This is a genomic window from Paenibacillus sp. GCM10027626 (genome assembly GCF_042676285.1).
Taxonomy (GTDB): Bacteria; Bacillota; Bacilli; order Paenibacillales; family Paenibacillaceae; genus Paenibacillus_Z.
On record NZ_JBHTHC010000007.1, the window covers coordinates 33,121 to 53,951 of the forward strand.

A 20,831-nucleotide genomic window follows, 5' to 3' on the forward strand; every position below is an offset into this window, starting at 1 on the left:
ACATATTTTACCGCAGACTGTTCTTTCCCTTGAAATGTGGACTCTTAGCGTTGAACTCAATTTGGCCTTCCACTGGTCTTCCGGTTCCGGTTCTAACAGATCTCGTTTTTGAATATACATTACGGTCATTTTTTAAAAATCCGGGGGCAGATGGAGATCATCGGGTCGTTTCCGATGACGCGCAGAGGAGGTTAGCGATAATGAAGGAGTATATTCCTAATGGCATGGTTCAGAAACAATATCGATGGGAGTGGGTAAATTATTATCTCTATCAATACCTGCAAGAGAATAACGCATTTCCCAAATTAAGAGATACATTTGCCGAGCTGCTGAATGAGCAAGAAAAGCAATTGTCGTCTTTGCAAAAGCTTGCCATGTCGCAAGGGATCCGCATCCCATCGGCAAGCATCAAAGTAGAGTTCAAGCGCGTACTTGAATGCATCAAGGAGCTGTATGACCGGGAATATCAATTATTGCAGGAATATAAGAGTTATGCGGAATACTTTTTACCAGCCTCTTCCCCGCAGTTACGGATCCCAGAGCTCGTAAACAGTCAGCTTGCTCAATTGAATACACTTGTCGGGCTAAAACAAACTTTATCTGAATTATTCAAGGAAGAGGGACATACCCAAAAACCAAGTTACATATTGGAAGAAGGCTATCGGTTGGAACGGATCGCGATCGGGCTCACATTTCCGACCGTGATTGCTTTCGATGAGCAAGGAACAATTTATATCGCAGAGGCGGGGTTTGCGTATGGAACCGAACCGGGGAAAGGTCGCGTCATGCGAGTGGAGAAGGACGGTTCGTTAACTGAATATGCCGCTGGCTTCGGGGGGCCTGTTACAGGTCTGGCATGGCACGAGGGTGATCTGTTTGTCGCAGCGGGTTCCCTCGGCGAAGAGCACGGTACTGGATGCGGCCAGATCATCCGAGTGTCGCGCGGCGGCATGAGAGAAACGATTGTCACCGGTCTCCGAACATGTGGGGATCACTACACCGGGGACGTGCTGATTGGCCCGGACGGCAAGCTCTATTTCTCTGTTGGGACCGCAACCAATTCGGCTGTCGTTGGTCTCGACAACGGCTTGATCTTAAAGTATCATCCCGATTTTCACGATGCTCCGGCTCGAGACTCCGTATTGGCGGGAACGAACTTTATCACTCGTAATCCTTCGACGGATCATCCTGATGTGGCGGTGACGGGGGCATATAAACCGTTTGGAACGCCAAGCCGCGACGGTGAAATTATTCCCGGACAACTCTCTGCCAACGGGGTTATCTATCGCTGCAATCTGGACGGAACCGATTTGCAAATTGTTGCCGACGGATTCCGGAATACGTTCGGCTTAAAATTCTCCCCGTTCACCGGGAAGTTGATCGCGACCGATCACGGAGCCGATCCGCGTGGAAGCCGGCAAATCCGGCAGGATTGGGATAAAATGTGGGAAGTCACGCCTGGCGGCTGGTACGGCTTTCCGGAATTGTTCAGTGGTTTGCCCGTTACCCTTCCTCATTTTTATGTGCCAGAACAAGCGAAGCCCACTTTTTTGTTGAAGGAACATCCCCCACTCGCTAGTCAGCCGCAAGTTCGTTTCCAACCGCACAGCGCTGCCATGAAGTTTGATTTTTGTACGAATGCCGATTTTGGTCATTGGGGGGAAGTGTTTGTTGCGCAATTTGGGGGGTTCGGAGTCGTAAGAGTAAATCCTGATACGGGACAGATTGCTAATTTTCTGGTGAATCCGAACGATGAGTCTACTGCGGATGGACCTTTTCGGCCGATTGACGTCAAATTCAGTCCTGCCGGAAGCGAGCTCTATATGGTGGATTTCGGGATGATGGGAAGTGGTCATACCGGATGGAAACCGAAACCGGGCACAGGAAGCCTTTGGAAAATCGTTAAAACGTGAAAATGAAATATCCGGGGCGAATACGGCACCTGTCTGCAGAGGTTCAGCGTAAAAGCCCCAAAAAGGAAGCCCCGGCGAAGAGGCTTCCGTTCATTCTCTTTTGAGGGGATTCCGATTTTTATTGGTAATTTCTAAATGTACTATAATTGTTGCTTGGCGTATATGCTTGATTAAACTGCATCGCGTTATTAGTCTGAATCGACTGTCCCAACTGCTTGCAAATTTGTGTGACTTTCTGCATTTGCTGCATTGCCTGTTGATGACCTTGCAATGCTTGTTGAATCGTTTGTACGGCTTTTTGTTCTCTTTGGGCCAATTCTTCTAGCCGAGTTTTGTTTTGTTGTTCTTGTTGCAGCAATTGCTGGTACATTTGCGAAGCCTGCTGAGTTTGATTCATTAACTGATGAATAATTTGCTCACATTGATTGATTTGATGCGTCAGATTTTGTTGTTGATGCATTTTTACTTCTCCTCATTTTTAAATTTTATGCTTCAACTAGCTCGGGTCGTTTTACATGCAAAGGAGGTGGTACAAGCCAGCCTTTTTCTTTGCTCATCTGTAGTATTCTCAAACCCGTAGCTGCTTTCAAGGCATTGTATTTTGCAAATAACGCTCCAATATCTTCCCGAATCGATTTGCCCATCGTTAGGCTGCATGCAGCCATGCTTGCAGCTATATCTGCAGCAATTAGCGGGGCAATTTCTTGATCTGTTAGCCTCGCCCCTACAGGAATGTCATTTAAATTTGCTTGTGGTCGTTCAGGTAAGCTGGGACTTGGCGCGATTCCATTATTAATTAAAACAGCATCACATTCTTGTTCTTCTAACTTGGATTGCTTAATCAGATCGTCAAGAAGGTTTTTCAGATCTTTATCGCCCGCATGGTAATGGTAAGCTTGATAGATTGAAACACATCCTTTTGCTTTCACAGAAAATGTCCACAGATCGTATATCTCTCCATAGTGAAGAGGCTCGTCTTTAGGATTCCCGCTTAAAATTCCCATTCCTGTTCATCTCCTTGTGCAATCGTTTTTGTTCTGCCGCCGAAATATTCCGGCTTTTGTATGTTGGCCTATCCATCACTTTTTATTCGTTTGTATTTCTGGATCAAAAAATGAAAAAATGCCACCAGGCATTGGCGGCGATCGGTATGACAATCTTCTATTGGCCTTGTTATAGTTGAATTGGCTTATAACTAAGTGCTTTTTCAACGACCTGTTCTGGTGTCAGTTCAATTTCATTCCAGAATATTAGATCACTAACTTCCGGATGCGGAACGCTTTGTTCAAGAAGTTCAATCATACGATCAATTTCTTCTTCAGTGCCTTCAATGTTCATAATTTTTCTTACTATATAAGTTCAAGAAAAGAACATCCCCTGCAAGAACAGAGGAAGGAATTACCTCCCACGGCTGTTGAAATAAATAGATAGCCAAAATCGACGGGAGAGAATGGGATGGATCACCAACAAGACATCAATGAATTAGAACGCCGAATGAAGAAAGAAAAAGATCGCCGGATGTTCGAGCGCTATCAGGCCGTGTATCTTTATACGCAAGGCAGGACACGAAAAGAGATTGCAGCGATCATTGGGCGCAATGAAAAAACGGTTTCGAAGTACATTCAAGCGTTTCAAGACGGTGGTCTCGACGGACTGCAAATGAATCACTCTCCCGGTGCGCCGCGGCGGCTGACGTCCGAGCAAGAGGAGCAATTCAAACGTACGGTAGTCCAGCACCTTCCACATGAGGTAGGTTTTCCTTCCAAGTTTAATTGGACGCTGAATTTGATGGGAGCGTACATCAAGCGCGAATTTCAAGTGTCCTACTCGCTTCAAGGGGTTGCCGATCTGGCGAACCGACTGAATCTCAGTTACACCAAACCGACCTATACATTGGCTGCAGCAGATCCGATCAAACAGCAGACGTTTCGTGAAGTGGCGTTCCCCGAGTTAAAAAAAACTGGAAATCGGAGAAATCGACCACCTTCTGTTTGAGGATGAGTCTATGATCCGCGACTACCAAGCGCTACAATATACCTGGTTTCTGAAGGGGAAACAGCGAATCATTCCCACGACCGGCAAACATCGGGGCGTGAAGCTGTTGGCCACGCTCAATTATGAAACCGGGCAGATTCATTGGACAGAAGATGAGCAATACAATGCCCAGACCTTTCTGGCCTTTCTTCGGCAGATCCTTTCGGCCTATCCAAGTGGCAAAATCGTTATGGTATTGGATAACGCCAGGATTCACCACGCTCGTTTGCTGCAACCCCTTCTGGATGAGAACCGGGATCGGCTGGAATTCGTTTTCTTACCACCGTACAGCCCGCAATTGAATCTGGTCGAAGGATTGTGGAAATGGTTGAAGGCCGATGTCATCAACAACGTGTTCTATTCGACTGTTGCCGAAATCCGTCGGAATGTGACCGGGTTCTTGGAACGTATATCTCGTGAACCCCAAACGATCATTGATCGCCTTTGTCTCCGTCTGGAAGATGACCATCTTCCGGATTTTCTTTAGTTGAACTTATATAGTTCAATTAAATCCTCTTCGCTTAACTCCTTCATTATGCGTCTCCTAATTAGGAAATTTTCCTTGCAGGTAAGAATCCCATAGATTATTGATAAATTCAATATCGGTCTTGTTGTCAAACGCCTTGGAAATTAGACCAAAGTCGTCCGATGTATACCCCGCCAGCTCTGAATTCTGAGTGATCCGAAAAGTTTGCTTGAACACAAACTCCCTAATTTCTCTGATCATCTTATTTTCAGAGGGATCAATTTCATTAATTTTATCGTAACTGGAATTCCATGCCGCTTCGAATTCAATTGCATCCCTAGCGTCCAATTCAGCGTCCCAATCAACATTTTTATTAAAGACATTCTCAAAAAAACTGCCATTACTGATTATCGAAAATATCTCATTCGCTGTTATCAACGGAACCCTGCCTCCTTCAATTATAATAGCCTCTTCAGATGGCCCTACAAAATAACGATACCCGGTATCTTTTCCAACAGCACCCTCAAATCGCTCTGATCGACCTTGTATTCTTTTGCAAAAACAGCAGCATCGCCAAAGATCACGTTGCATCGGGTTGAATTATCCGTGTAGACGTCCATACGGATCCCCATATTGGACGGCCACGTCTGCGTCAGCACATAATCCCTCGCAAGGTAGGGATTGACGATAGAGAAACGAGGCCAGACCGGAAACACGATTCGTTCCGGGTCACACTCGTAGACCCGTGAGTCGCACACCTTTGCCTGCGAGAAATCGCAGTCAAGCGCCTTTCCGGGCAATGATTCGCTGTTATTCCCGAAGTCGCAGCCGACAAACGTTCCGGTGAACTTCACACCGCTGAATATCACACGGTCGAATTGAAAATTTTTGAGCGTCTTTCTTTGATCAAAAAAACCGCCGACCATTTCCGTATTACTGACAATTAGCGACCGGGTCGTGCAGTCTGAATTGATGGTGCAATTCTCAAGTTTGAGATTGGGCCCGAGCGTATGCACTTCCGTGGCATCCAGATCAATAACCGAGTTGCTGATTACCTGATTTCTCAGCTTCATTCCGTCCTCCTAAAATGTGATTATTCTGAGACTAGTCTGGTAATCAATATAAATTCGATTCTTTTTTACCTCCCACCTTCTTTTTTTAAAAAACACTACATTTTCACTTTCAGCATATTAATTATCGCGGTTACGGCCTCGGCGCGAGTCGATGGCTCATTCGGCTTGAATTTGTTGTCAGTAATGTAGCTGGCAATGCCATACATTTCGGCTGCGGCTGCGTTGCTTCTCGCAAACTTGGGAATATCCGCATTATCCAGGTACCCAGTCGCTGCACCATCTGCGGTCGGCAATTTGCCTGCCAGGACGACCATATGAATCATCTCGGCATGGCTGATCGTTTTGTTCGGACGAAACGTGCCGTCGGGATAACCATGGATGATGTTGAGCTCTACGCATTGCATAATTTCTTTCGCTGCCCATGAACCGATCGTGCCCTTGTCTTTAAAGGTTAGCTTCACGCCATTGGCAGAAGGCTTCAGCGCATTCATTAACATTACGGCAAACTCGGCGCGAGTAATTTGACGATCCGGCTTGAAGGTGCGATCGGGATAACCACGCACGAAGCCTGTGCTCACCGCCTGCATGATTGCATCTTTCGCCCAATGTCCGTCGATATCTGATAGAGCAATATCCTGCGCAGGCAACTCCTTCACATTATTCGTTTCACTTACACGCACGACACTAACGGCAGTAAATCCTCCATCCTCTGTCTTCGCGGTAATAGTCGCCGTACCAGTAGATTTCCCCGTTACTTGGCCGCTGCTGTCAACATCGGCGACTTGTTGATTATCGCTGCTCCACATGACTTGCTTATTTGTCGCATCGGAAGGAGAGATCGCCGCTGTCAGCTTGCCTATCTCCCCTGTTTTCAAGACGATTGTCGGCGGATCTAGTTTAATGCCATTAACACCCACTCCGGTTACAGTCACAACGCATTGCTTATAGTAACCTCCCTCCTCCGACGTTGCCGTAATCGTTGCCGTGCCTGGCGCGATGCCTGTAACTTTGCCGGTAACGTCCACTTTAGCTATACGATCGTTGCTGCTGGACCACGCGATTTCTTGATATGAAGCGTCTCCTGGGGCAACTGTCGCCTGCAGCGTTTCACTTTGCCCAGCTTCCAATTTGAGCACTGTTTTATTCAAGTTTACTCCGTTAACGTATACCATTCCGATGGCATATAATTTATGGTCGCCAGATCCAATATATACCGCTCCGTCAGGACCGACAGCCGCTGCAGCGACGATTTGGCCATTGGTTTTGAACTCCCATTTCTTCGTTCCGTCCGGCTTTATCGCATAGAGCTTACTATCGGCCGATCCGACATAGATGGCGCCGTCCGCGCCGACTGTAGGCGTAGCGATCAAAATGCCGCCCGTGCCCGGTTCGAATTTCCACTTCTTCGTTCCGTCCGGCATGATTGCATATATGCCTGAGCCACCCGCTCCGACATAGATGGTGCCGTCTGCACCGATCGTTGGCGAGGAATAAACAGTGCCTCCATAAAGGCGATTATCCAATTTATATTCCCATTTTTTCGTCCCATCCGGTTTGATTGCATACAGACTCTCGGCGCCAGAAGCGATATAGATGGTTCCGTCTGTGCCGATCGCCGGCGAGGTTTTCACTTCATTGACTGTAGTGAGTTCCCATTTCTTCGTTCCGTTCGGTTTGATCGCATAGAGCTTCTTATCGCGGGAACCGACATAGATGGTACCGTTAGAATCGATGGCAGGCTTGTAGCTCATCGGTCCCCCTGTTGCGAACTCCCATCTCTTCGTACCGTCCGGATTGAGCGCATAGAGTTTCCCGTCCTCACATTCGAAATAGACGGTGCCGTCTGCTCCAATAGCCGCTGTGGAGTAAACAGCGCCTCCTGCTTCGAACCGCCACTTCAACATTCCATCCGGTGCAATTGCATATAGATTGTGGCCAGACCCAATATACACGGTGCCATCTGCGCCAATTGTCGGTGAGGAGTATACTTTATCTTCTGTTGCGAATTCCCATTTCTTCTTTCCCTTTTTATCGGCTGCATAAAGCTTGCCGTCCAATGATCCAATATAAACTGTGCCGTCGGCACCGATTGCAGGCGAGGACAAGTTGATCTCTCCCCCTGTTTCAAACCCCCATCGCTCCACGCCGTTTGAACCTGGCAAATAAAGCTTTGTGATAATGTTCGGGTTCACCTCTAGCTTAATATCCGATTTTATTTGATTATCAAGTGCCTGAGCGGATTGAAGCGGAGTTAAGCAGGCTAGCAGCAAAGCACTAATGAGAACAGCATATAGCGATTTCTTATAAACCATATGAAAGCCCCTTTCTTGATCAAAAGAAACACGATGACCGTTAGCTGCACATCAAACTCGCATACATGGGAGAGTGCCGCAGTGATCATTCGAAAAAAACGACATAAGCGCGGAAATCCCTCCTTTAGATAAGTGTAAAGAAGAGATCGTTTCAAAAGCGCTTCAAAACATCAGGGTATTGATGTAGGCGGAGTATCTTATTGGGAATAAACAGAGAAAAGAAGTTTGGGGGAGGTGTAACGATTGCCGCACTTTTGGACTTTGCTGCTGTACATGGCTGAGGTAGAGTAATTCGGCATGCTGCCAGCTCAAGGAAAAGCATTTAGTACGCGCCGCCACACACCTTTACACTTCAGAAAGAATATGGTAAATTGAATGAAGATATAGTCAACGTTGACTATACAATATCGTATGAATTGGGGTGATAGCATGACGCGGCTCATGGTGTTAGGTTTATTGACGAAATATCCGATGTCGGGGTACGAGATCCAGCAGATTTTGCAGCAATCCCAAACCGACACATGGGCGGGCATCCTGCCGGGATCGATCTATCATGCGTTAAAAACGATGGAGAAAGAGAAGTTGGTGGAAATCGATTCGGTGCAGCAGACAGGGCATCGTACCAAAGCAGTTTACCGTATTACGGAACAGGGACGCCGGGAATTTGTCAAGCTGTTGGAGGAAGCTTTGCGGCAGTCCTCCATCTCCTTTCCGACTACGACCTATACCGCCATTACTTTTCTGTACGCACTTCCTCGAGATATCGTGCTGGATGCATTGGCCGAGCAGCGCAAATTGATCGAACAGCAATACGCACTGATGAAAGCCGGTGAACAACAGAAGGTAACCTACAAGGATTACACCGAGATCGTCCAATTAACCTTTCAAAACATGTACGACCACTATGAGATTCAATTGAAATTTCTTGCCCGGTTGGAGGAATTGATTCAGAAACAACCTCATTTATTTTCTGAAAGGAGTGCAGTTCAATGAATGAAAGAATGCTGCTGCTTCAAGCGGAACAGCTGACGAAAAGCTATGGCCCCCGCACCGTTGTCAACCAGGTAAGGCTTCAGGTTCATGAGGGAGAAATACTGGCCGTTATCGGGCCCAATGGCGCCGGCAAATCCACCATGATCGAAATGCTGCTCGGCTTACGCCGCCCCGATCAAGGGAAAGTCACCTTTTGGCGTCAGGACCATTTATCTCAAATAGGGGTTCAATTGCAGGAGACCCCTTTCTTCCCGAGCTTAAGCTGTATCGAAAATTTAAGACTATTTGCAGCCTTTTACAAAACAAAGCTCGACATGGAAAAAGGAACAGCGCTGCTTAGCTTATGTGGATTGCAGGACGCCGCGGGCACCGAAGCCTCTCGCTTATCCGGAGGCCAGCAGAAGCGCCTCGCTATTGCCATCGCTACGGTTCACGATCCGCAGCTCGTGTTTCTCGATGAACCTACCTCCGCTCTGGACCCGAGAAGCCGGCTGGAGATTCATACCGTCATCCGCAAGCTGGCCGCTTCCGGAACGGCAGTCGTATTTACCTCCCATGATATGGAGGAGGTTCAGAAGCTTGCCGATCGGGTAGTGATGATAAGCAGCGGCTCCATAATTGCCGAAGGGATTCCTGAGCAGTTATGTGAGCAGCATGAGGTAAGTCATATGAATGATTTGTATTTAAAGTTGACAGCGAAGGAGGTGCAAGCCGCATGTTCATGACCATATTTCGCTCCATGATCGTCACAGCACTAAGGGACCGAATTTCTCTTTTCTATTCCATCCTGTTTCCGGCTGGCCTGTTGATCGGACTCGGCTTATATTTTGACTCGCCCGAATACCGGTTTACCCTGCTCACAGGCACTGTCGTATTGAGCACGGTTTTCTGGAGTGTTCAGGGGACCGCCTTCCAAGTCCATCAACAGCGAAGCCGCGGTGTTTATAAGCTGCTAAAAGTGACTCCTTGCTCCAATCTTTCCTTTGTGTTCAACATGACTCTTGCCCGAACGGTTCTCGGGTTAATGATTAACGGGATCATTCTAGCTGGCGGGATAATCGCTTTCGGGATTTCAATCTCTGGGGCTAATCTGGCCGTCTTGGGATTCATGCTGGCATTGGGAACTTTATGCTTTACGGCCATGGGCTTCTTCGTCACAAATCTTGCCCGGAACGAAGCGCAGATCAACATGTTCTCGAATCTGCTTTATATTCCGATGCTGTTCGGCTCCGAAACTTTCTACAGCTTGCAGAGTGCACCCCAATGGATAAAAACAGCGGGCAATTTGTTCCCGTTAACCTATCTGGTTAAGGGCGTGCGATTTTCTTTTACCGATTTGGGGGAAGTGCTTCCTTATGTAGGGATCGTCACTGCATATACCATTGCATTAATCTTTTTGGCCGCCCTGACCTTCCGCTGGGATGCCGAGCAACCGCTCCTATCCAGAAGAAGCCATAGCGTCTAGTTTATTTTTTACCACAATAGTCAACGTTGTATATTCATCATTAATTAAATTCCCCTTTCTGGCGTTTAAGCAGAAAGGGGTTTTTGCCAACGCGTCGGAGTTCAAATGATACCTACGTTTGTTATGCAGCGCAGACTTCCCCGATCCTGACGGCCCAGTCAGGAACAGAATAGCGTTATTTGCAGGTGACGGAAATTTAGAGGATCCCGACACACCGGTTTCCAGCATTGATTCGCCTAACGAAAGAACTTTACGTCTTGATCTTTTGGGGACGGTGATGGTAGAAGGCAAGTTAGAACAAGATACAACCTATGACAAGGCAAGAATCAGCATTATGAAGTCCACAAAAATCTACAAAAAAGCAGGTGAAAAATTAATTGCCTCACAATTTAAAGACCTGCAAGTGATACCCAAGCCAATATCGATGAAAGGCACCCGGGCTAAAACGATCTCTGGTATCATTCACAAAATTCCAGAATGATCTGTGCCTTGATTTCTTCAATAGGAAACTGCTCCGGATAGGTTGAGATCATCAACATAATGCCTTGAAGCGCAGATGAAAAATACAATGACCGTTTTCTCGGCTCTTTAACCCCTAGGTTTTGGAACATCTCGCATTGTAAGTTGAACTGTCTGGCGCTTTCTTCGATCAGCAGTTTACTGTATTTTGCCAACACTTGGTCGGATTCAGGCTGTGTCTGTAAATGAAGATAGAACCGGAACACTTCCGGTTTTTCTTTGACATTATCGATTGCGCCTTCAGCAATATGCTTAAGCTGCCCGGCAGGCGTCTCCTTCGTGGCCGCAACTTCCATAACCTGAACCATTTCATTGATTCTGGCTTCAACCATGGTCCCAAGCAGTTCTTCTTTCCCTTTGTAATAATTATAAAGCAGACCTTTGGATATATTCGCATGTTTGGCTACATCGTCAATAGACGTAGCGTGATATCCCCGCTTCATGAACAACTCCATGGCAGCCATGAGAATTTTATCTTTGGAAATCTGACGAATGCGTTCATTTTCTTCCTGCGTGCGCGGCATCACTTCACCCTCCCAAAAAACGGATCATATGGCGGCACAGTTCATTAGGATGGGTTAATGTAACCATATGATCTGCACCAGGTATTGTAATCGACTGAAAATCCGGAATATCCCGGAAACATTCTGCCGTCCGAATGTTATCTGGCAGTTCTTCATCCCCAATCAAAAGCATTGTCCTGACCTGCATGTCTCCCAACCGATCAATAGCTGGGGGCTCTGGCCAGACCGATTCAAAGGTGCCCCATTCCGTCGTCTTCTTCAAATGATGCCGGAACATGTCAATCATCAATTCCCAATGCGGGCTTGACTTAATGATGCGATACGACGGAGCATCGAAGGAACGTTCAATGACCTTATCTATATCAGGGAAGGCCGCATTGATCCGCTGCATCCATTCCTGGAATTCCTGAGAGAAGTTAAAACCTGACAGTGCAGGACCGACAACTACGAGTTCCGATACACGATCAGGGTGTTCCAGCGCAAAATCGGTGGCGATTCTGCCGCCCATCGAATGACCGACAATCGCAGCTTGGCCAATCTCCAGGTGATCGAGGAGAGCCAGCAAGTCTGCAACATAGTTAGCCGGTTCCGTGGGCGAAGGAGAATTCCCTGCGCCGCGCCCATCAAAAGCAACTACTTGATAATGGTTTGCCAAAAAAGGTACGACATACGTCCAATCCCGTAGATCTGCACCACCACTGTGAAGGAGCACAACAGGCTTTCCATTCCCGCTGACCTCGTAATATAAGTGCATTTACAATCCCTCCATCTATAAATTTTAGTAGGCTTACAGATTAATTTTATTATTGAGTGAACGTTTAGTCAATATAAAAGTCTTCAGTTTCTCCATTGCAGCTTCACTAAGGAAGGCGTCAGTGCTATGATCTACTATTTGAACAAAATAAGCCTACCATTTTGGCCGACATATTTTGTCATGGAGTCACTTTAGAATACTGATTTAAAGCAGAGTCAGTAAGGTTACCGAACTTTTGACCGCGCGGCGCCATCAGAGGAATGAAGAGGTTACCAGCATCGAGCAATTTACCTCTACTTTAATAACGTCGAAATCAACTGCTCATTTTTCACTTCTTCAAGATACTCCTTATACACATGATCTCTACCGCCATTTTCTTCATACCATTTATTTATTCGTTTAAGGTGTTCACTGTCACTCCTAACATTTGCTTCTATTTCTTCGTACTTCTCATAACAGTCATACTCCCAAACAGCAAAAATCTCTGTGGTTGAATCATCGTGTGGTGTCATCCACCTTCCTACCAATCGAGCTCCATGCTTAATTTGATTAGGCAAATTAGTTTCATTAAAATGTCTGTTGAAAATATCAACAAATTCATTTTTTACGATATAAAACTTCCTTCTATAGAACAAACTGGTCACACCCTTTCGATTGTTTGAAAAATAGATAATCTGATTGGTTCAGCCTTCACTAATGTGCTCGTAATGGTATTATCAAATTACTCCAGGAATATAATGTATAAACTAAAACGAAGAAGCGAGGTATTCCTTGTGCACATTCATGTGGTGCAAACTGGAGATTCTCTATGGCGACTGTCTCAGCAATATGGTATTGAAACCAATGAAATAGTTCGTGCCAACGGTCTTGAAAACCCCAATCATTTAGTAATTGGCCAAGCAATCATCATTCCTACACCCTATGTTAGGTATACGGTGCGGCCAGGTGACACCCTCTCAAGCATTGCTCAGCAGTATGGAACTACAGTACAGGCGATTATGCAAGCGAGCCACATCACAAATCCTTCTATGATTTATCCAGGACAAACCATTACAATCCCCGTTATTTTCTATACAGTAAGACCGGGAGATACGCTTTGGAACATCGCGCTGTATTATGGAACTACAGTGCAGGCCATTATGCAAGCAAATCGGATTGCGAATCCCGATCAAATCTATCCGGGACAGACTTTAACGATCCCGGAAAAACCGAAACCAACGATTGACGTGAATGCTTTTACGACCCAATTCGGGCCGGCAGGTGCGCAAGGCGTTCGTGAGGTGGCCTCTGATTTGACCTACGTAAGTCCTTTTGGATATCGCATGCGCGCGGATGGAAGTCTGGAGGGCATCGATGACAACGCGATTATACAAGCCGCGATATCCAATGGTGTCGTTCCGATGATGGCGATCACGAATTTTTCGGCAACGGAGACAGGCACCGCGCTTGCGCATACGATTTTAGCCGACCCCGAATTAGTCGAAAAGCTGTTGACGAATATCATTAATACGATGAAAGAGAAAGGGTATCGCGGACTTAACGTAGATTTCGAAAATGTCGCGCCCAACGATCGCGAACTATATAATCAATTTCTAAAACGTACGGTCGACCGGCTACATCCCGAAGGTTACTTTGTATCATCCGACTTGGCCCCCAAAACAAGCGGAGAGCAACCGGGCTTGTTATACGAAGCGCACGATTACCCAGCGCACGGACAGATCGTCGACTTTGTCGTCCTCATGACGTATGAATGGGGTTACAGAAAGGGCCCGCCACAAGCCATATCTCCAATTGATCAAATGATCGCGGTTCTGGATTATGCCGTTACCGTCATTCCCAGAAACAAGATTTTGATGGGATTTCAGTTGTATGCGCGCGACTGGATTGTTCCCCATGTCCCAGGTCAAGAAGCCGAAACATTTGATATGCAGGAAGCAATCCGGCGGGCGATTAAATATCAAGCAGAAATTCAATATAGCCAGACTAGCCAATCGCCATTTTTCAAATATAGGGATGAAAAGGGACGCTATCATGAAGTCTGGTTCGAGGATGCGCGCAGCGCCCAGGCCAAGTTCGACTTAGTGAAAAACTACAATTTAAGAGGGATCAGTTATTGGGAATTGGGTTATCCGTTCCCGCAAAACTGGGTACTTCTGGAGAGTAATTTTAACGTTCGAAAATATGAGGTTTAAGCTGCAAGTGACGCATATCTCTTTTATTACAAAGGGAAGTTGTATCTTTAAAACTGAGACTACAACTCCCCTTTGGCCGCATTTCGTTTCGTAACGGATAATGTCGACACTCGAATTTGCCGCGGCTAAACTTATTAGTCAAATTTTATGATCTTCGAACGTGTTCCATGCTTTGTAATAATCATTAATTGTTTGGAAGCGATACCCCCTTTGACGGGTATTGAACTTTCGAGGTGAAAATAGTGGGATTAGCCACTAAAATTCACCTCTCTCAAAAATGTCAGTAAGTGTGGTGATGTCCGTTCCAACGGTGACGAGTTGCGGTTCATCACTATGAATTAATATTGGTTCCATCGATCCATCAGGACGGTAATGGATGTTGTCGAAGCGTTCGAAGCTCATGTCCTTGTCGAACTTCGGTTTGCGTACTGTCGCTCTCGTGCCGTATAAAACCTTCGCTCTCAACACATCGTATGAATACCCCTTTCCTGCCTTTTCTACCGACTTGATGATGTTATTCACGCTTTAGGTGTAGGCGTTTGTTAATGGATGCAAGAAGTAATTGAATATCTCTTGCTTGAAATTGTTGAACGTCTTCTGGATCTCCTTGAACTGCTTAAACTCGGTCGGTATGCCTTGCTCCCATTGGTAGAAGCGTTGAAACGCCTCATAGCGATCTTTGGAGTTTTTGTTCTTTTGTGATTACATTGAATTCTGATAGATTAAGCATTATCTTCACCTCGAAAGTTGTCTAATAGGTGACGTTATACAACTAACAAGGCTTTTGGTGAACTTTCAAGGTGATCAATCGTTATCTATGCACTCGTAGGTGTTTTTCTCTTCATTGAATTTGTACCAGGATGGTATTTAACCGTTTTCAGCTAAATCAAACGCTAATTCGTATGCTTCCTTAGAGCCTGATTGATAATGAATTTCTTCTAATACTTCATTCTCTTTAAAGCGATAAATGCCACAATTGCTACTTCCTAAATCTTCATTTGCAAAACTGTATTCAAGTGTCACATTGGGGAAAATCCAAGCTATTTTTTGTATAATATCTGGCACACCGTTCCATGCGGTTTGAAAATATAAAGTATCTTCGGTATTACGAGTATCAGGCTGAGAAAAGGCATTCCATTTAGTTCCCCAATGCTGTCTTGCCCAGCCTAACGATGTATTTTCTCTTCCCCATTTTTTTTCGTCAGAAAGGCTGATGCCCATTACGTCTGGGGAGCTTCCGTATACCCATCTCGGCATTGGTGTAATTTTATTGAAATCGATTGTGCCAATTCCTTCACTATCGTATTTAATAAATTCCATTACTTCTTTCACTTGTTCATTAGTACCAATGATTCTTAATTTATTTGAAATATGATCCGGCATGATTATATCTCCCTTTGAATTGAACTTTTTCACCCTTATTGTTCAAGAAAGTTTAGCATTGCTTATCTATCGATTGGAAAGAGTTTCACCCTGAAAGTTGCATACCCTTTTGTTATCATTCCTACCACCCTACTTGGTATATTACGCCACCAGTTGCTAGTAGTGAAGAGTTTTCTGTTAATTTGTCCGTCCCCCTTGAAATTTGCATATAAATCGTCTGATTGCAAAAACTGTAAATATTTGCAGCGTTAAATCCGTCATCGGACAAATCGTTGTTTTATCCAGAAAGAAGGGAACTAAACATTATGGAAGGTTTCAACCCGCGTTTATTGAAGGAAGAACCACCTCCTCCTTTCGCTGTTCAATGTCAAAAATGCGAACTGTCCAATCACCGCGAACGCGTGATCTGGGGTGAAGGTAATCCTTCGGCTAAGATTTTTATTTTATTGGATAATCCTGGTATGCGTGAAGATGCTGAAGGGAATCCATTTGTTTGCGGGACCAGGGAAACGCTGCAGCGCGGCATCTTGGATGCGGGAATGGAACTCGACAACGTCTATATTAGTTATCTGCTAAAATGTCGTCCGAAACGGGCTTATAATAAACCGCTTGCCAGAGACGCTTGTTTTTCACATTTTCAGCACCAGCTTGCAGAGAAGAATCCCCGCTTGCTTTTGGGATTGGGTAACACAGTTGTCGAAACGCTTTTTCCGCATTCGGATGCCGATGTGAAAAGTTTGAGGGGGAGATGGCATATTTTCGAAGATATACCGGTTGCATTTTCATACCACCCTTTGGCGATACGGCGAAGACCAGTGCTTCATAAGTATTTTATTGAAGATTTGAAATTACTTGCACAAGAAGCATTAAAATATGGATTAATTGAAAACTAACAAGGGGGACCACAATGATTTTACAACCTGTATCCGCTTCGTTTTTTGAGCTTCCGACGCAAGAACTGGCCCAAGCTTTGCTGGGTATGGTATTAGTAAAGACAACAAGAGATGGTACGGCCTCCGGATGGATTGTTGAAACAGAATCATATATCGGGCCGGAAGATAGAGCAGCACACAGCTATGGAAATCGAAGAACGCCAAGAACGGAAGTAATGTTTGGTCCAGCCGGGCACGCCTATACGTATGAAATGCATACGCATTGTCTTTTGAATGTTGTTAGCGGAAGAGTCAATCAACCTGAAGTCGTGTTGATACGAGCAATCGAACCTTACACAGGAATACATTTGATGCGTGAACGTCGCGGGCCAGGCAAAACTGACCGGGAACTTACTAACGGACCGGGCAAGTTAACAAAAGCACTAGGTATTACAAAAGCGGACTACGGCCATCCGCTATTCGAAGAGCCACTTTATATTGCCAGCGGCAAACATATCGACTCGATCGCCATTGGACCGAGAATTGGGATTGATAACAGCGGCGATGCTAAACATTATCCGTGGCGATACTGGGAGCATCAAAATCCTTTCGTTTCGAAACCGGTGACAAATGTGACTGAAATTCGTTATATGTAAGACCTTTGCCTTATATGAAGTCGCATGTTGTGACATAAGGTCAAATAAATAAATCTGTGAGTGCTCCATTCATTTTGGCAAATTGGAGCTTCCGGTGCTGTCCAAGAATAAAGTTCCTTCTCCATCATCTTACCGAATTTCTGCCAGGTGATCAATCAATATGGATGAAATCGCATTTACAACACCTCTATTACAGCCGGGATAATATATTCCTTAATCAGTGTCCACTGGTCCCGAGGATTCATGATGAAGCCTGATGCAATTGCCAGGACGAGGTCTTTTTCTGGAATGCAACAAATGAGATTACCGCCATCGCCCTGTGCTGCGTACGCAAAAACTCCGTCTTCCTTGCGCAACCACCATAGATAACCGTAATTATAGGGGTTCATCGCTGTAGATTCGTCAACCCATGTCTTGGGAATTATCCGATTTTTGTCCCAAATGCCACGGTTCAAATATAGAAAACCAAAACGGGCCATATCGCGCGGAGTTAGTGTAAGTCCCCATCCTCCGGTGGAGTTACTGCTGGGGTCATTAACCCACCCTTTAATATTTTTCCCGAATAAATCCTCAAACCCAAATGATGTCATTTCATAATCCGGTATCTCTTTCATACCAATGGGTTTAAATAAGTGTTCGTTGGCAAACTCACGGGCACTTTTTCCTGTGCTGCGAGTGATGATGCTTGAAAGTAGGTGTACCCCTGCGGTAGAATACTTAAAAGTCCCAATATCTCCTTTTTGACCCAGAGTATCGAGGATATACTTTATCCAATCAGGCTGCATACACATCTGGTCCAGCGGTTCGTGCCAGTCCTCAAAAGGATAGGGAGCCGTCATAGTGAGAAGGTGGCGTATGGTGATTTCTCGTTTCTGCTTGTCAGCAGCATCGGGCACATATTCAGGGAAAAAATCCAGCACCTGCTGATCTACATTTTTAATATATCTTGCATCTATGGCAATACCAATAAGCGCCGATATTATACTTTTCGTTACAGATGCCACATGGTGTGTATCATCCGGGCCGTAGCCATTATAATATCGCTCATAAGCGATATAGCCATTTCTCACAACAACAATACCGTTTATATTGTTGTACTCGGATTTTATTATAGGTTCAAGCTGTGAAAGCTTTTCAGTGTCCATGCTCAAAGTTGCAAGGTCTGCGGTCTGCCATTCTGCAGTTGGCCAGTAGTTTCTTTTCATGATTAGATCCCTCTCTAACAGACGTTTTTGGTTTAGCGAGCTTTTAGGAAAATGTCAGGTCTTACTTTTTCTTCACAGGAAAATACACCTCAGTAACCATCTCCTCAGGGACGGCAGCTCGCTTGGGGTCGGTTACATATACTTCATAAGGTGAGTTCACCAATTCATAGCCTTCATTTTCTATCCATTCCCTCAACCTAGCATACACCGATGTCAGTTCTGAATAGGAACCCTTTAAAACAGATTTCGCACAAAGGCCTCCCGGCAAATCTCTCGTTTCCTCTACAGACTCTTCTATTGGAATGGCGAACTCTATATCATTGCTGGCGGGATTAAATTCAGGGCTGTGATAAATCGTCATGGGCGTACCGCGCAAGGTGAGTTTTTCTGCAGCAATCTTTTCATATAACCTGCTAAAATACTTCCCGTACCCTGCAGCATAGTCATCACTACTCATCATCTGACGGATATTAAGGATATTCATTGGCTTAGTCTTAACAAGCTGGACTTCGATATCGCCAAGGTACGCCATAATTGGAATGCCCTTCTCTAAATTTAAAATATCGTAACTTAGTTGTTTCAGAGTATATTCAAACGCATTTAGCTTTTCCTGTATTTCCCTTCTCTTGCGGTTAAGAGCAGAATAAAGCTTCTCTTCTGATTGATCCTCTTCCAGTTCCAGAATGGCTTTAATTTCTTCCAGTGAAAAATGATAAGATTTCAAACGATTAATAAAGAGCATCTTTTCTAGCTGCCTGATGGAATAATACCTATAACCATTTTCAGGGTTAATCTCATCAGGATTAATTAATCCAATTTCATCATAATATCGAAGCGTTTTTGTAGATACTTCGCATATCTTCGAGAATTCTCCAATCGAGAGCAAGAGACTGCCTCCATTCTTCATATTCTTTTGTTCAATTTCACTGTACACTTTACCCTAAGGGCAAAGTCAACTGCTGCCGCTTCAAAAAAAAGCCGCGAATTACGCGACTTTTTTCTGAGAGGACTTTCTTTCTGATATGAATAATCCAATAAGCGTAAGGAACGTCCCCAACAATGCCGCGGTAGTGATTTTTTCGTTTAAGAGCAGATATGCAGCCGCCACGGTCACTATGGGAACCAAGTAAACCAGAAAAGCGCGGCAGAAGGTTTGAACGATATTGCTCATGTATGACTATATAAAGAGATCGCTTAAGAGGAAACAGGAAACCGATTGGTCTTGCAGCTGCTGGTCTTCTCTTTCTTTTGTCACCTTGTTAACCTCCTCGCATGATATATGTTTTCTAATGAGACAGATAAAATACTTATCATCCTATCTATTTCAATGTTAGTGACTATTAAAGGCGGCATAAGACGTATTATATTCGAATTGGGCGAATTAATAAGTAAGCCTTGCCCCAAACATTCAAGAACCAGATCATTCCCTGCAGGCAATGGAAGGTCAAATGCAACCAGCAAGCCTTTGCCGCGTATGTTACTTAATTGATAAGTATCTTTTATTTCATTTAATTTATCTATTAGATATTTGCCTTGTACTTCTGCATTTGCAGCTAAATTTAATCGAATAACCTCATTAAGCACCGAATATCCTACGGACATAGCTAGAGGTTGCCCGGAATAAGTGCCGCCTTGGTCACCGCTCTCAAAAATATTATACTTTTCTTTTGTTAACATTGCTGAGAGTGGAAAACCTCCCCCAATCCCTTTGCCAAGAGTCATAATATCAGCTTCTATTTCGTAATGTTGATAAGCAAATAATTTCCCTGTTCGAGCTATTCCTGTTTGAATTTCATCAAATATTAACAAAATCCCCTTTTCGTTACAAATCTCTCGTATTGCTTTTAAATACTCATAGTTAACGGAGTGAACTCCTCCCTCACCTTGAACAAGTTCCAGCATGATGGCGCATGTATTATCGTCAATTGCGGATACACATGCTTCTATATCGTTTAAAGGAACATGTTTAAACCCAGGGACTTTCGGTGAAAATAATTCTTTCCAATATGATTTGCCAGTAACAGACATAGTTGCAAGCGTACGACCGTGGAAACTATTTACAAGCGATATGATTTCATAGGCTCCGCCTAATACCTTAGCACCATACTTTCTTGCTAGTTTAATTGCACTTTCATTTGCTTCTGCCCCACTACTTGCAAAGAAAACTCTATCGAAACATGTCACTTCTGATAATAATTTCGAGAATTCAATCAAAGGTTTATTATAGTATGCAGGACTAGCATTAACTAAAATTGAGGATTGTCTATGTAACGCTTCTCTAATTACGTCTGGCGAATGTCCTAAGCAGGTAACAGCCCATCCACCGATAAAATCCAAATATTTCTTTTGATCTGTATCCCAAACATACATACCTTTTCCTCGTTCCATAACGATCTCAGGTCGTACTGCTGTAAAAAGTATTGAATTCTTTGCCTCTTCCAAGAGTTGAAAAGTTGCTAAATTGCTCATT

At 44.7% G+C, this 20,831-nt stretch carries 24 protein-coding genes; 9 read left to right on the forward strand and 15 right to left on the reverse strand.

Going from position 1 to position 20,831, the window contains the following annotated elements; translation table 11 throughout:
- The first annotated feature begins 200 nt into the window (after positions 1-200).
- Positions 201-1,913, forward strand: coding sequence for a PQQ-dependent sugar dehydrogenase (locus ACFQ0N_RS14910; RefSeq protein ID WP_379327388.1), 1,713 nt, complete (start codon positions 201-203; stop codon positions 1,911-1,913).
- A 118-nt stretch (positions 1,914-2,031) separates the two neighbouring features.
- On the opposite strand, the gene ACFQ0N_RS14915 is transcribed toward ACFQ0N_RS14910, so the two are convergent.
- From ACFQ0N_RS14915 to ACFQ0N_RS14925, 3 genes are all read right to left on the reverse strand, one after another.
- Complete coding sequence (locus ACFQ0N_RS14915; protein ID WP_379327390.1) at positions 2,032-2,373, reverse strand: hypothetical protein; 342 nt, start codon at positions 2,371-2,373, stop codon at positions 2,032-2,034.
- A gap of 25 nt (positions 2,374-2,398) precedes the next feature.
- A complete protein-coding gene (locus ACFQ0N_RS14920) occupies positions 2,399-2,917 on the reverse strand; it encodes a DUF3231 family protein (protein ID WP_379327392.1) in 519 nt (172 codons plus the stop codon).
- Between the two features lie 169 nt (positions 2,918-3,086).
- Positions 3,087-3,251, reverse strand: a complete 165-nt coding sequence (locus ACFQ0N_RS14925; protein WP_379327394.1) for a hypothetical protein — start codon at positions 3,249-3,251, stop codon at positions 3,087-3,089.
- 117 nt (positions 3,252-3,368) lie between these two features.
- On the opposite strand from ACFQ0N_RS14925, the gene ACFQ0N_RS14930 reads away from it, so the two are divergent.
- A protein-coding gene (locus ACFQ0N_RS14930) for an IS630 family transposase (protein WP_379327396.1) occupies positions 3,369-4,434 on the forward strand; the annotation gives its coding sequence in 2 pieces (ribosomal slippage) (positions 3,369-3,866 and positions 3,868-4,434; 1,065 coding nt in all).
- A gap of 57 nt (positions 4,435-4,491) precedes the next feature.
- Here the strand turns inward: ACFQ0N_RS14930 and ACFQ0N_RS14935 are convergent.
- From ACFQ0N_RS14935 to ACFQ0N_RS14945, 3 genes are all read right to left on the reverse strand, one after another.
- Entirely contained in the window at positions 4,492-4,851 is a 360-nt protein-coding gene (locus tag ACFQ0N_RS14935; protein WP_379327398.1) for a hypothetical protein, read from the reverse strand.
- Positions 4,852-4,895: 44 nt separating this feature from the next.
- Complete coding sequence (locus ACFQ0N_RS14940) at positions 4,896-5,486, reverse strand: hypothetical protein (protein WP_379327400.1); 591 nt, start codon at positions 5,484-5,486, stop codon at positions 4,896-4,898.
- A 95-nt stretch (positions 5,487-5,581) separates the two neighbouring features.
- Positions 5,582-7,798, reverse strand: a complete 2,217-nt coding sequence (locus ACFQ0N_RS14945; protein WP_379327402.1) for an S-layer homology domain-containing protein — start codon at positions 7,796-7,798, stop codon at positions 5,582-5,584.
- A gap of 429 nt (positions 7,799-8,227) precedes the next feature.
- On the opposite strand from ACFQ0N_RS14945, the gene ACFQ0N_RS14950 reads away from it, so the two are divergent.
- The 4 genes from ACFQ0N_RS14950 (at position 8,228) to ACFQ0N_RS14965 (ending at position 10,737) form a co-directional block, all read left to right on the forward strand.
- Entirely contained in the window at positions 8,228-8,791 is a 564-nt protein-coding gene (locus ACFQ0N_RS14950) for a PadR family transcriptional regulator (protein WP_379327404.1), read from the forward strand.
- Positions 8,788-9,516: an ABC transporter ATP-binding protein gene (locus ACFQ0N_RS14955; RefSeq protein WP_379327406.1), complete on the forward strand. Its 729-nt coding sequence runs from the start codon at positions 8,788-8,790 to the stop codon at positions 9,514-9,516. The genes ACFQ0N_RS14950 and ACFQ0N_RS14955 overlap by 4 nt, the downstream gene beginning before the upstream one ends.
- Positions 9,507-10,256 (forward strand): ABC transporter permease, encoded by a 750-nt coding sequence (locus ACFQ0N_RS14960; protein WP_379327408.1) that lies wholly within the window; start codon positions 9,507-9,509, stop codon positions 10,254-10,256. Before ACFQ0N_RS14955 ends, ACFQ0N_RS14960 begins: the two co-directional genes overlap by 10 nt.
- A gap of 118 nt (positions 10,257-10,374) precedes the next feature.
- A complete protein-coding gene (locus ACFQ0N_RS14965; protein WP_379327410.1) occupies positions 10,375-10,737 on the forward strand; it encodes a hypothetical protein in 363 nt (120 codons plus the stop codon).
- Here ACFQ0N_RS14965 and ACFQ0N_RS14970 read toward each other — a convergent pair.
- From ACFQ0N_RS14970 to ACFQ0N_RS14980, 3 genes are all read right to left on the reverse strand, one after another.
- Positions 10,715-11,299, reverse strand: coding sequence for a TetR/AcrR family transcriptional regulator (locus tag ACFQ0N_RS14970; protein WP_379327412.1), 585 nt, complete (start codon positions 11,297-11,299; stop codon positions 10,715-10,717). The two genes, ACFQ0N_RS14965 and ACFQ0N_RS14970, sit on opposite strands and share 23 nt — an antisense overlap.
- A 4-nt stretch (positions 11,300-11,303) precedes the next feature.
- Positions 11,304-12,053 (reverse strand): alpha/beta fold hydrolase, encoded by a 750-nt coding sequence (locus ACFQ0N_RS14975; protein WP_379327414.1) that lies wholly within the window; start codon positions 12,051-12,053, stop codon positions 11,304-11,306.
- A 293-nt stretch (positions 12,054-12,346) separates the two neighbouring features.
- A complete protein-coding gene (locus tag ACFQ0N_RS14980) occupies positions 12,347-12,688 on the reverse strand; it encodes a cytoplasmic protein (RefSeq protein ID WP_379327416.1) in 342 nt (113 codons plus the stop codon).
- 102 nt (positions 12,689-12,790) lie between these two features.
- On the opposite strand from ACFQ0N_RS14980, the gene ACFQ0N_RS14985 reads away from it, so the two are divergent.
- A complete protein-coding gene (locus tag ACFQ0N_RS14985) occupies positions 12,791-14,245 on the forward strand; it encodes a glycoside hydrolase family 18 protein (protein ID WP_379327418.1) in 1,455 nt (484 codons plus the stop codon).
- 525 nt (positions 14,246-14,770) lie between these two features.
- Here the strand turns inward: ACFQ0N_RS14985 and ACFQ0N_RS14990 are convergent.
- The gene (locus ACFQ0N_RS14990; protein WP_379327987.1) at positions 14,771-14,878 is read right to left on the reverse strand and encodes a transposase; all 108 of its coding nucleotides are present in this window, start codon (positions 14,876-14,878) and stop codon (positions 14,771-14,773) included.
- A 234-nt stretch (positions 14,879-15,112) separates the two neighbouring features.
- Positions 15,113-15,628, reverse strand: coding sequence for a DUF1281 family ferredoxin-like fold protein (locus tag ACFQ0N_RS14995; protein ID WP_379327420.1), 516 nt, complete (start codon positions 15,626-15,628; stop codon positions 15,113-15,115).
- Between the two features lie 305 nt (positions 15,629-15,933).
- On the opposite strand from ACFQ0N_RS14995, the gene ACFQ0N_RS15000 reads away from it, so the two are divergent.
- Positions 15,934-16,521, forward strand: coding sequence for a uracil-DNA glycosylase (locus ACFQ0N_RS15000; protein WP_379327422.1), 588 nt, complete (start codon positions 15,934-15,936; stop codon positions 16,519-16,521).
- A gap of 14 nt (positions 16,522-16,535) precedes the next feature.
- Positions 16,536-17,156, forward strand: coding sequence for a DNA-3-methyladenine glycosylase (locus ACFQ0N_RS15005; protein WP_379327424.1), 621 nt, complete (start codon positions 16,536-16,538; stop codon positions 17,154-17,156).
- A gap of 176 nt (positions 17,157-17,332) precedes the next feature.
- On the opposite strand, the gene ACFQ0N_RS15010 is transcribed toward ACFQ0N_RS15005, so the two are convergent.
- The 4 genes from ACFQ0N_RS15010 to ACFQ0N_RS15025 form a co-directional block, all read right to left on the reverse strand.
- On the reverse strand, positions 17,333-18,361 hold the full coding sequence (locus tag ACFQ0N_RS15010; RefSeq protein WP_379327426.1) for a serine hydrolase domain-containing protein: 1,029 nt from the start codon (positions 18,359-18,361) through the stop codon (positions 17,333-17,335).
- Between the two features lie 61 nt (positions 18,362-18,422).
- The gene (locus ACFQ0N_RS15015) at positions 18,423-19,247 is read right to left on the reverse strand and encodes a MerR family transcriptional regulator (RefSeq protein WP_379327428.1); all 825 of its coding nucleotides are present in this window, start codon (positions 19,245-19,247) and stop codon (positions 18,423-18,425) included.
- Between the two features lie 99 nt (positions 19,248-19,346).
- Positions 19,347-19,532: an EamA family transporter gene (locus ACFQ0N_RS15020; protein ID WP_379327430.1), complete on the reverse strand. Its 186-nt coding sequence runs from the start codon at positions 19,530-19,532 to the stop codon at positions 19,347-19,349.
- An 80-nt stretch (positions 19,533-19,612) separates the two neighbouring features.
- Positions 19,613-20,830, reverse strand: a complete 1,218-nt coding sequence (locus ACFQ0N_RS15025; RefSeq protein ID WP_379327432.1) for an aspartate aminotransferase family protein — start codon at positions 20,828-20,830, stop codon at positions 19,613-19,615.
- Between the last annotated feature and the right edge of the window lies 1 nt (position 20,831).

Bases quoted from the DNA above. Each gene is read 5' to 3' on its own strand.
- ACFQ0N_RS14910 (WP_379327388.1), top strand. From the start codon at position 201: ATGAAGGAGTATATTCCTAATGGCATGGTTCAGAAACAATATCGATGG.
- ACFQ0N_RS14915 (WP_379327390.1), bottom strand. From the start codon at position 2,373: ATGCATCAACAACAAAATCTGACGCATCAAATCAATCAATGTGAGCAA.
- ACFQ0N_RS14920 (WP_379327392.1), bottom strand. From the start codon at position 2,917: ATGGGAATTTTAAGCGGGAATCCTAAAGACGAGCCTCTTCACTATGGA.
- ACFQ0N_RS14925 (WP_379327394.1), bottom strand. From the start codon at position 3,251: ATGAACATTGAAGGCACTGAAGAAGAAATTGATCGTATGATTGAACTT.
- ACFQ0N_RS14940 (WP_379327400.1), bottom strand. From the start codon at position 5,486: ATGAAGCTGAGAAATCAGGTAATCAGCAACTCGGTTATTGATCTGGAT.
- ACFQ0N_RS14945 (WP_379327402.1), bottom strand. From the start codon at position 7,798: ATGGTTTATAAGAAATCGCTATATGCTGTTCTCATTAGTGCTTTGCTG.
- ACFQ0N_RS14950 (WP_379327404.1), top strand. From the start codon at position 8,228: ATGACGCGGCTCATGGTGTTAGGTTTATTGACGAAATATCCGATGTCG.
- ACFQ0N_RS14955 (WP_379327406.1), top strand. From the start codon at position 8,788: ATGAATGAAAGAATGCTGCTGCTTCAAGCGGAACAGCTGACGAAAAGC.
- ACFQ0N_RS14960 (WP_379327408.1), top strand. From the start codon at position 9,507: ATGTTCATGACCATATTTCGCTCCATGATCGTCACAGCACTAAGGGAC.
- ACFQ0N_RS14970 (WP_379327412.1), bottom strand. From the start codon at position 11,299: ATGCCGCGCACGCAGGAAGAAAATGAACGCATTCGTCAGATTTCCAAA.
- ACFQ0N_RS14975 (WP_379327414.1), bottom strand. From the start codon at position 12,053: ATGCACTTATATTACGAGGTCAGCGGGAATGGAAAGCCTGTTGTGCTC.
- ACFQ0N_RS14985 (WP_379327418.1), top strand. From the start codon at position 12,791: ATGTATAAACTAAAACGAAGAAGCGAGGTATTCCTTGTGCACATTCAT.
- ACFQ0N_RS14995 (WP_379327420.1), bottom strand. From the start codon at position 15,628: ATGCCGGATCATATTTCAAATAAATTAAGAATCATTGGTACTAATGAA.
- ACFQ0N_RS15000 (WP_379327422.1), top strand. From the start codon at position 15,934: ATGGAAGGTTTCAACCCGCGTTTATTGAAGGAAGAACCACCTCCTCCT.
- ACFQ0N_RS15005 (WP_379327424.1), top strand. From the start codon at position 16,536: ATGATTTTACAACCTGTATCCGCTTCGTTTTTTGAGCTTCCGACGCAA.
- ACFQ0N_RS15010 (WP_379327426.1), bottom strand. From the start codon at position 18,361: ATGAAAAGAAACTACTGGCCAACTGCAGAATGGCAGACCGCAGACCTT.
- ACFQ0N_RS15020 (WP_379327430.1), bottom strand. From the start codon at position 19,532: ATGAGCAATATCGTTCAAACCTTCTGCCGCGCTTTTCTGGTTTACTTG.
- ACFQ0N_RS15025 (WP_379327432.1), bottom strand. From the start codon at position 20,830: ATGAGCAATTTAGCAACTTTTCAACTCTTGGAAGAGGCAAAGAATTCA.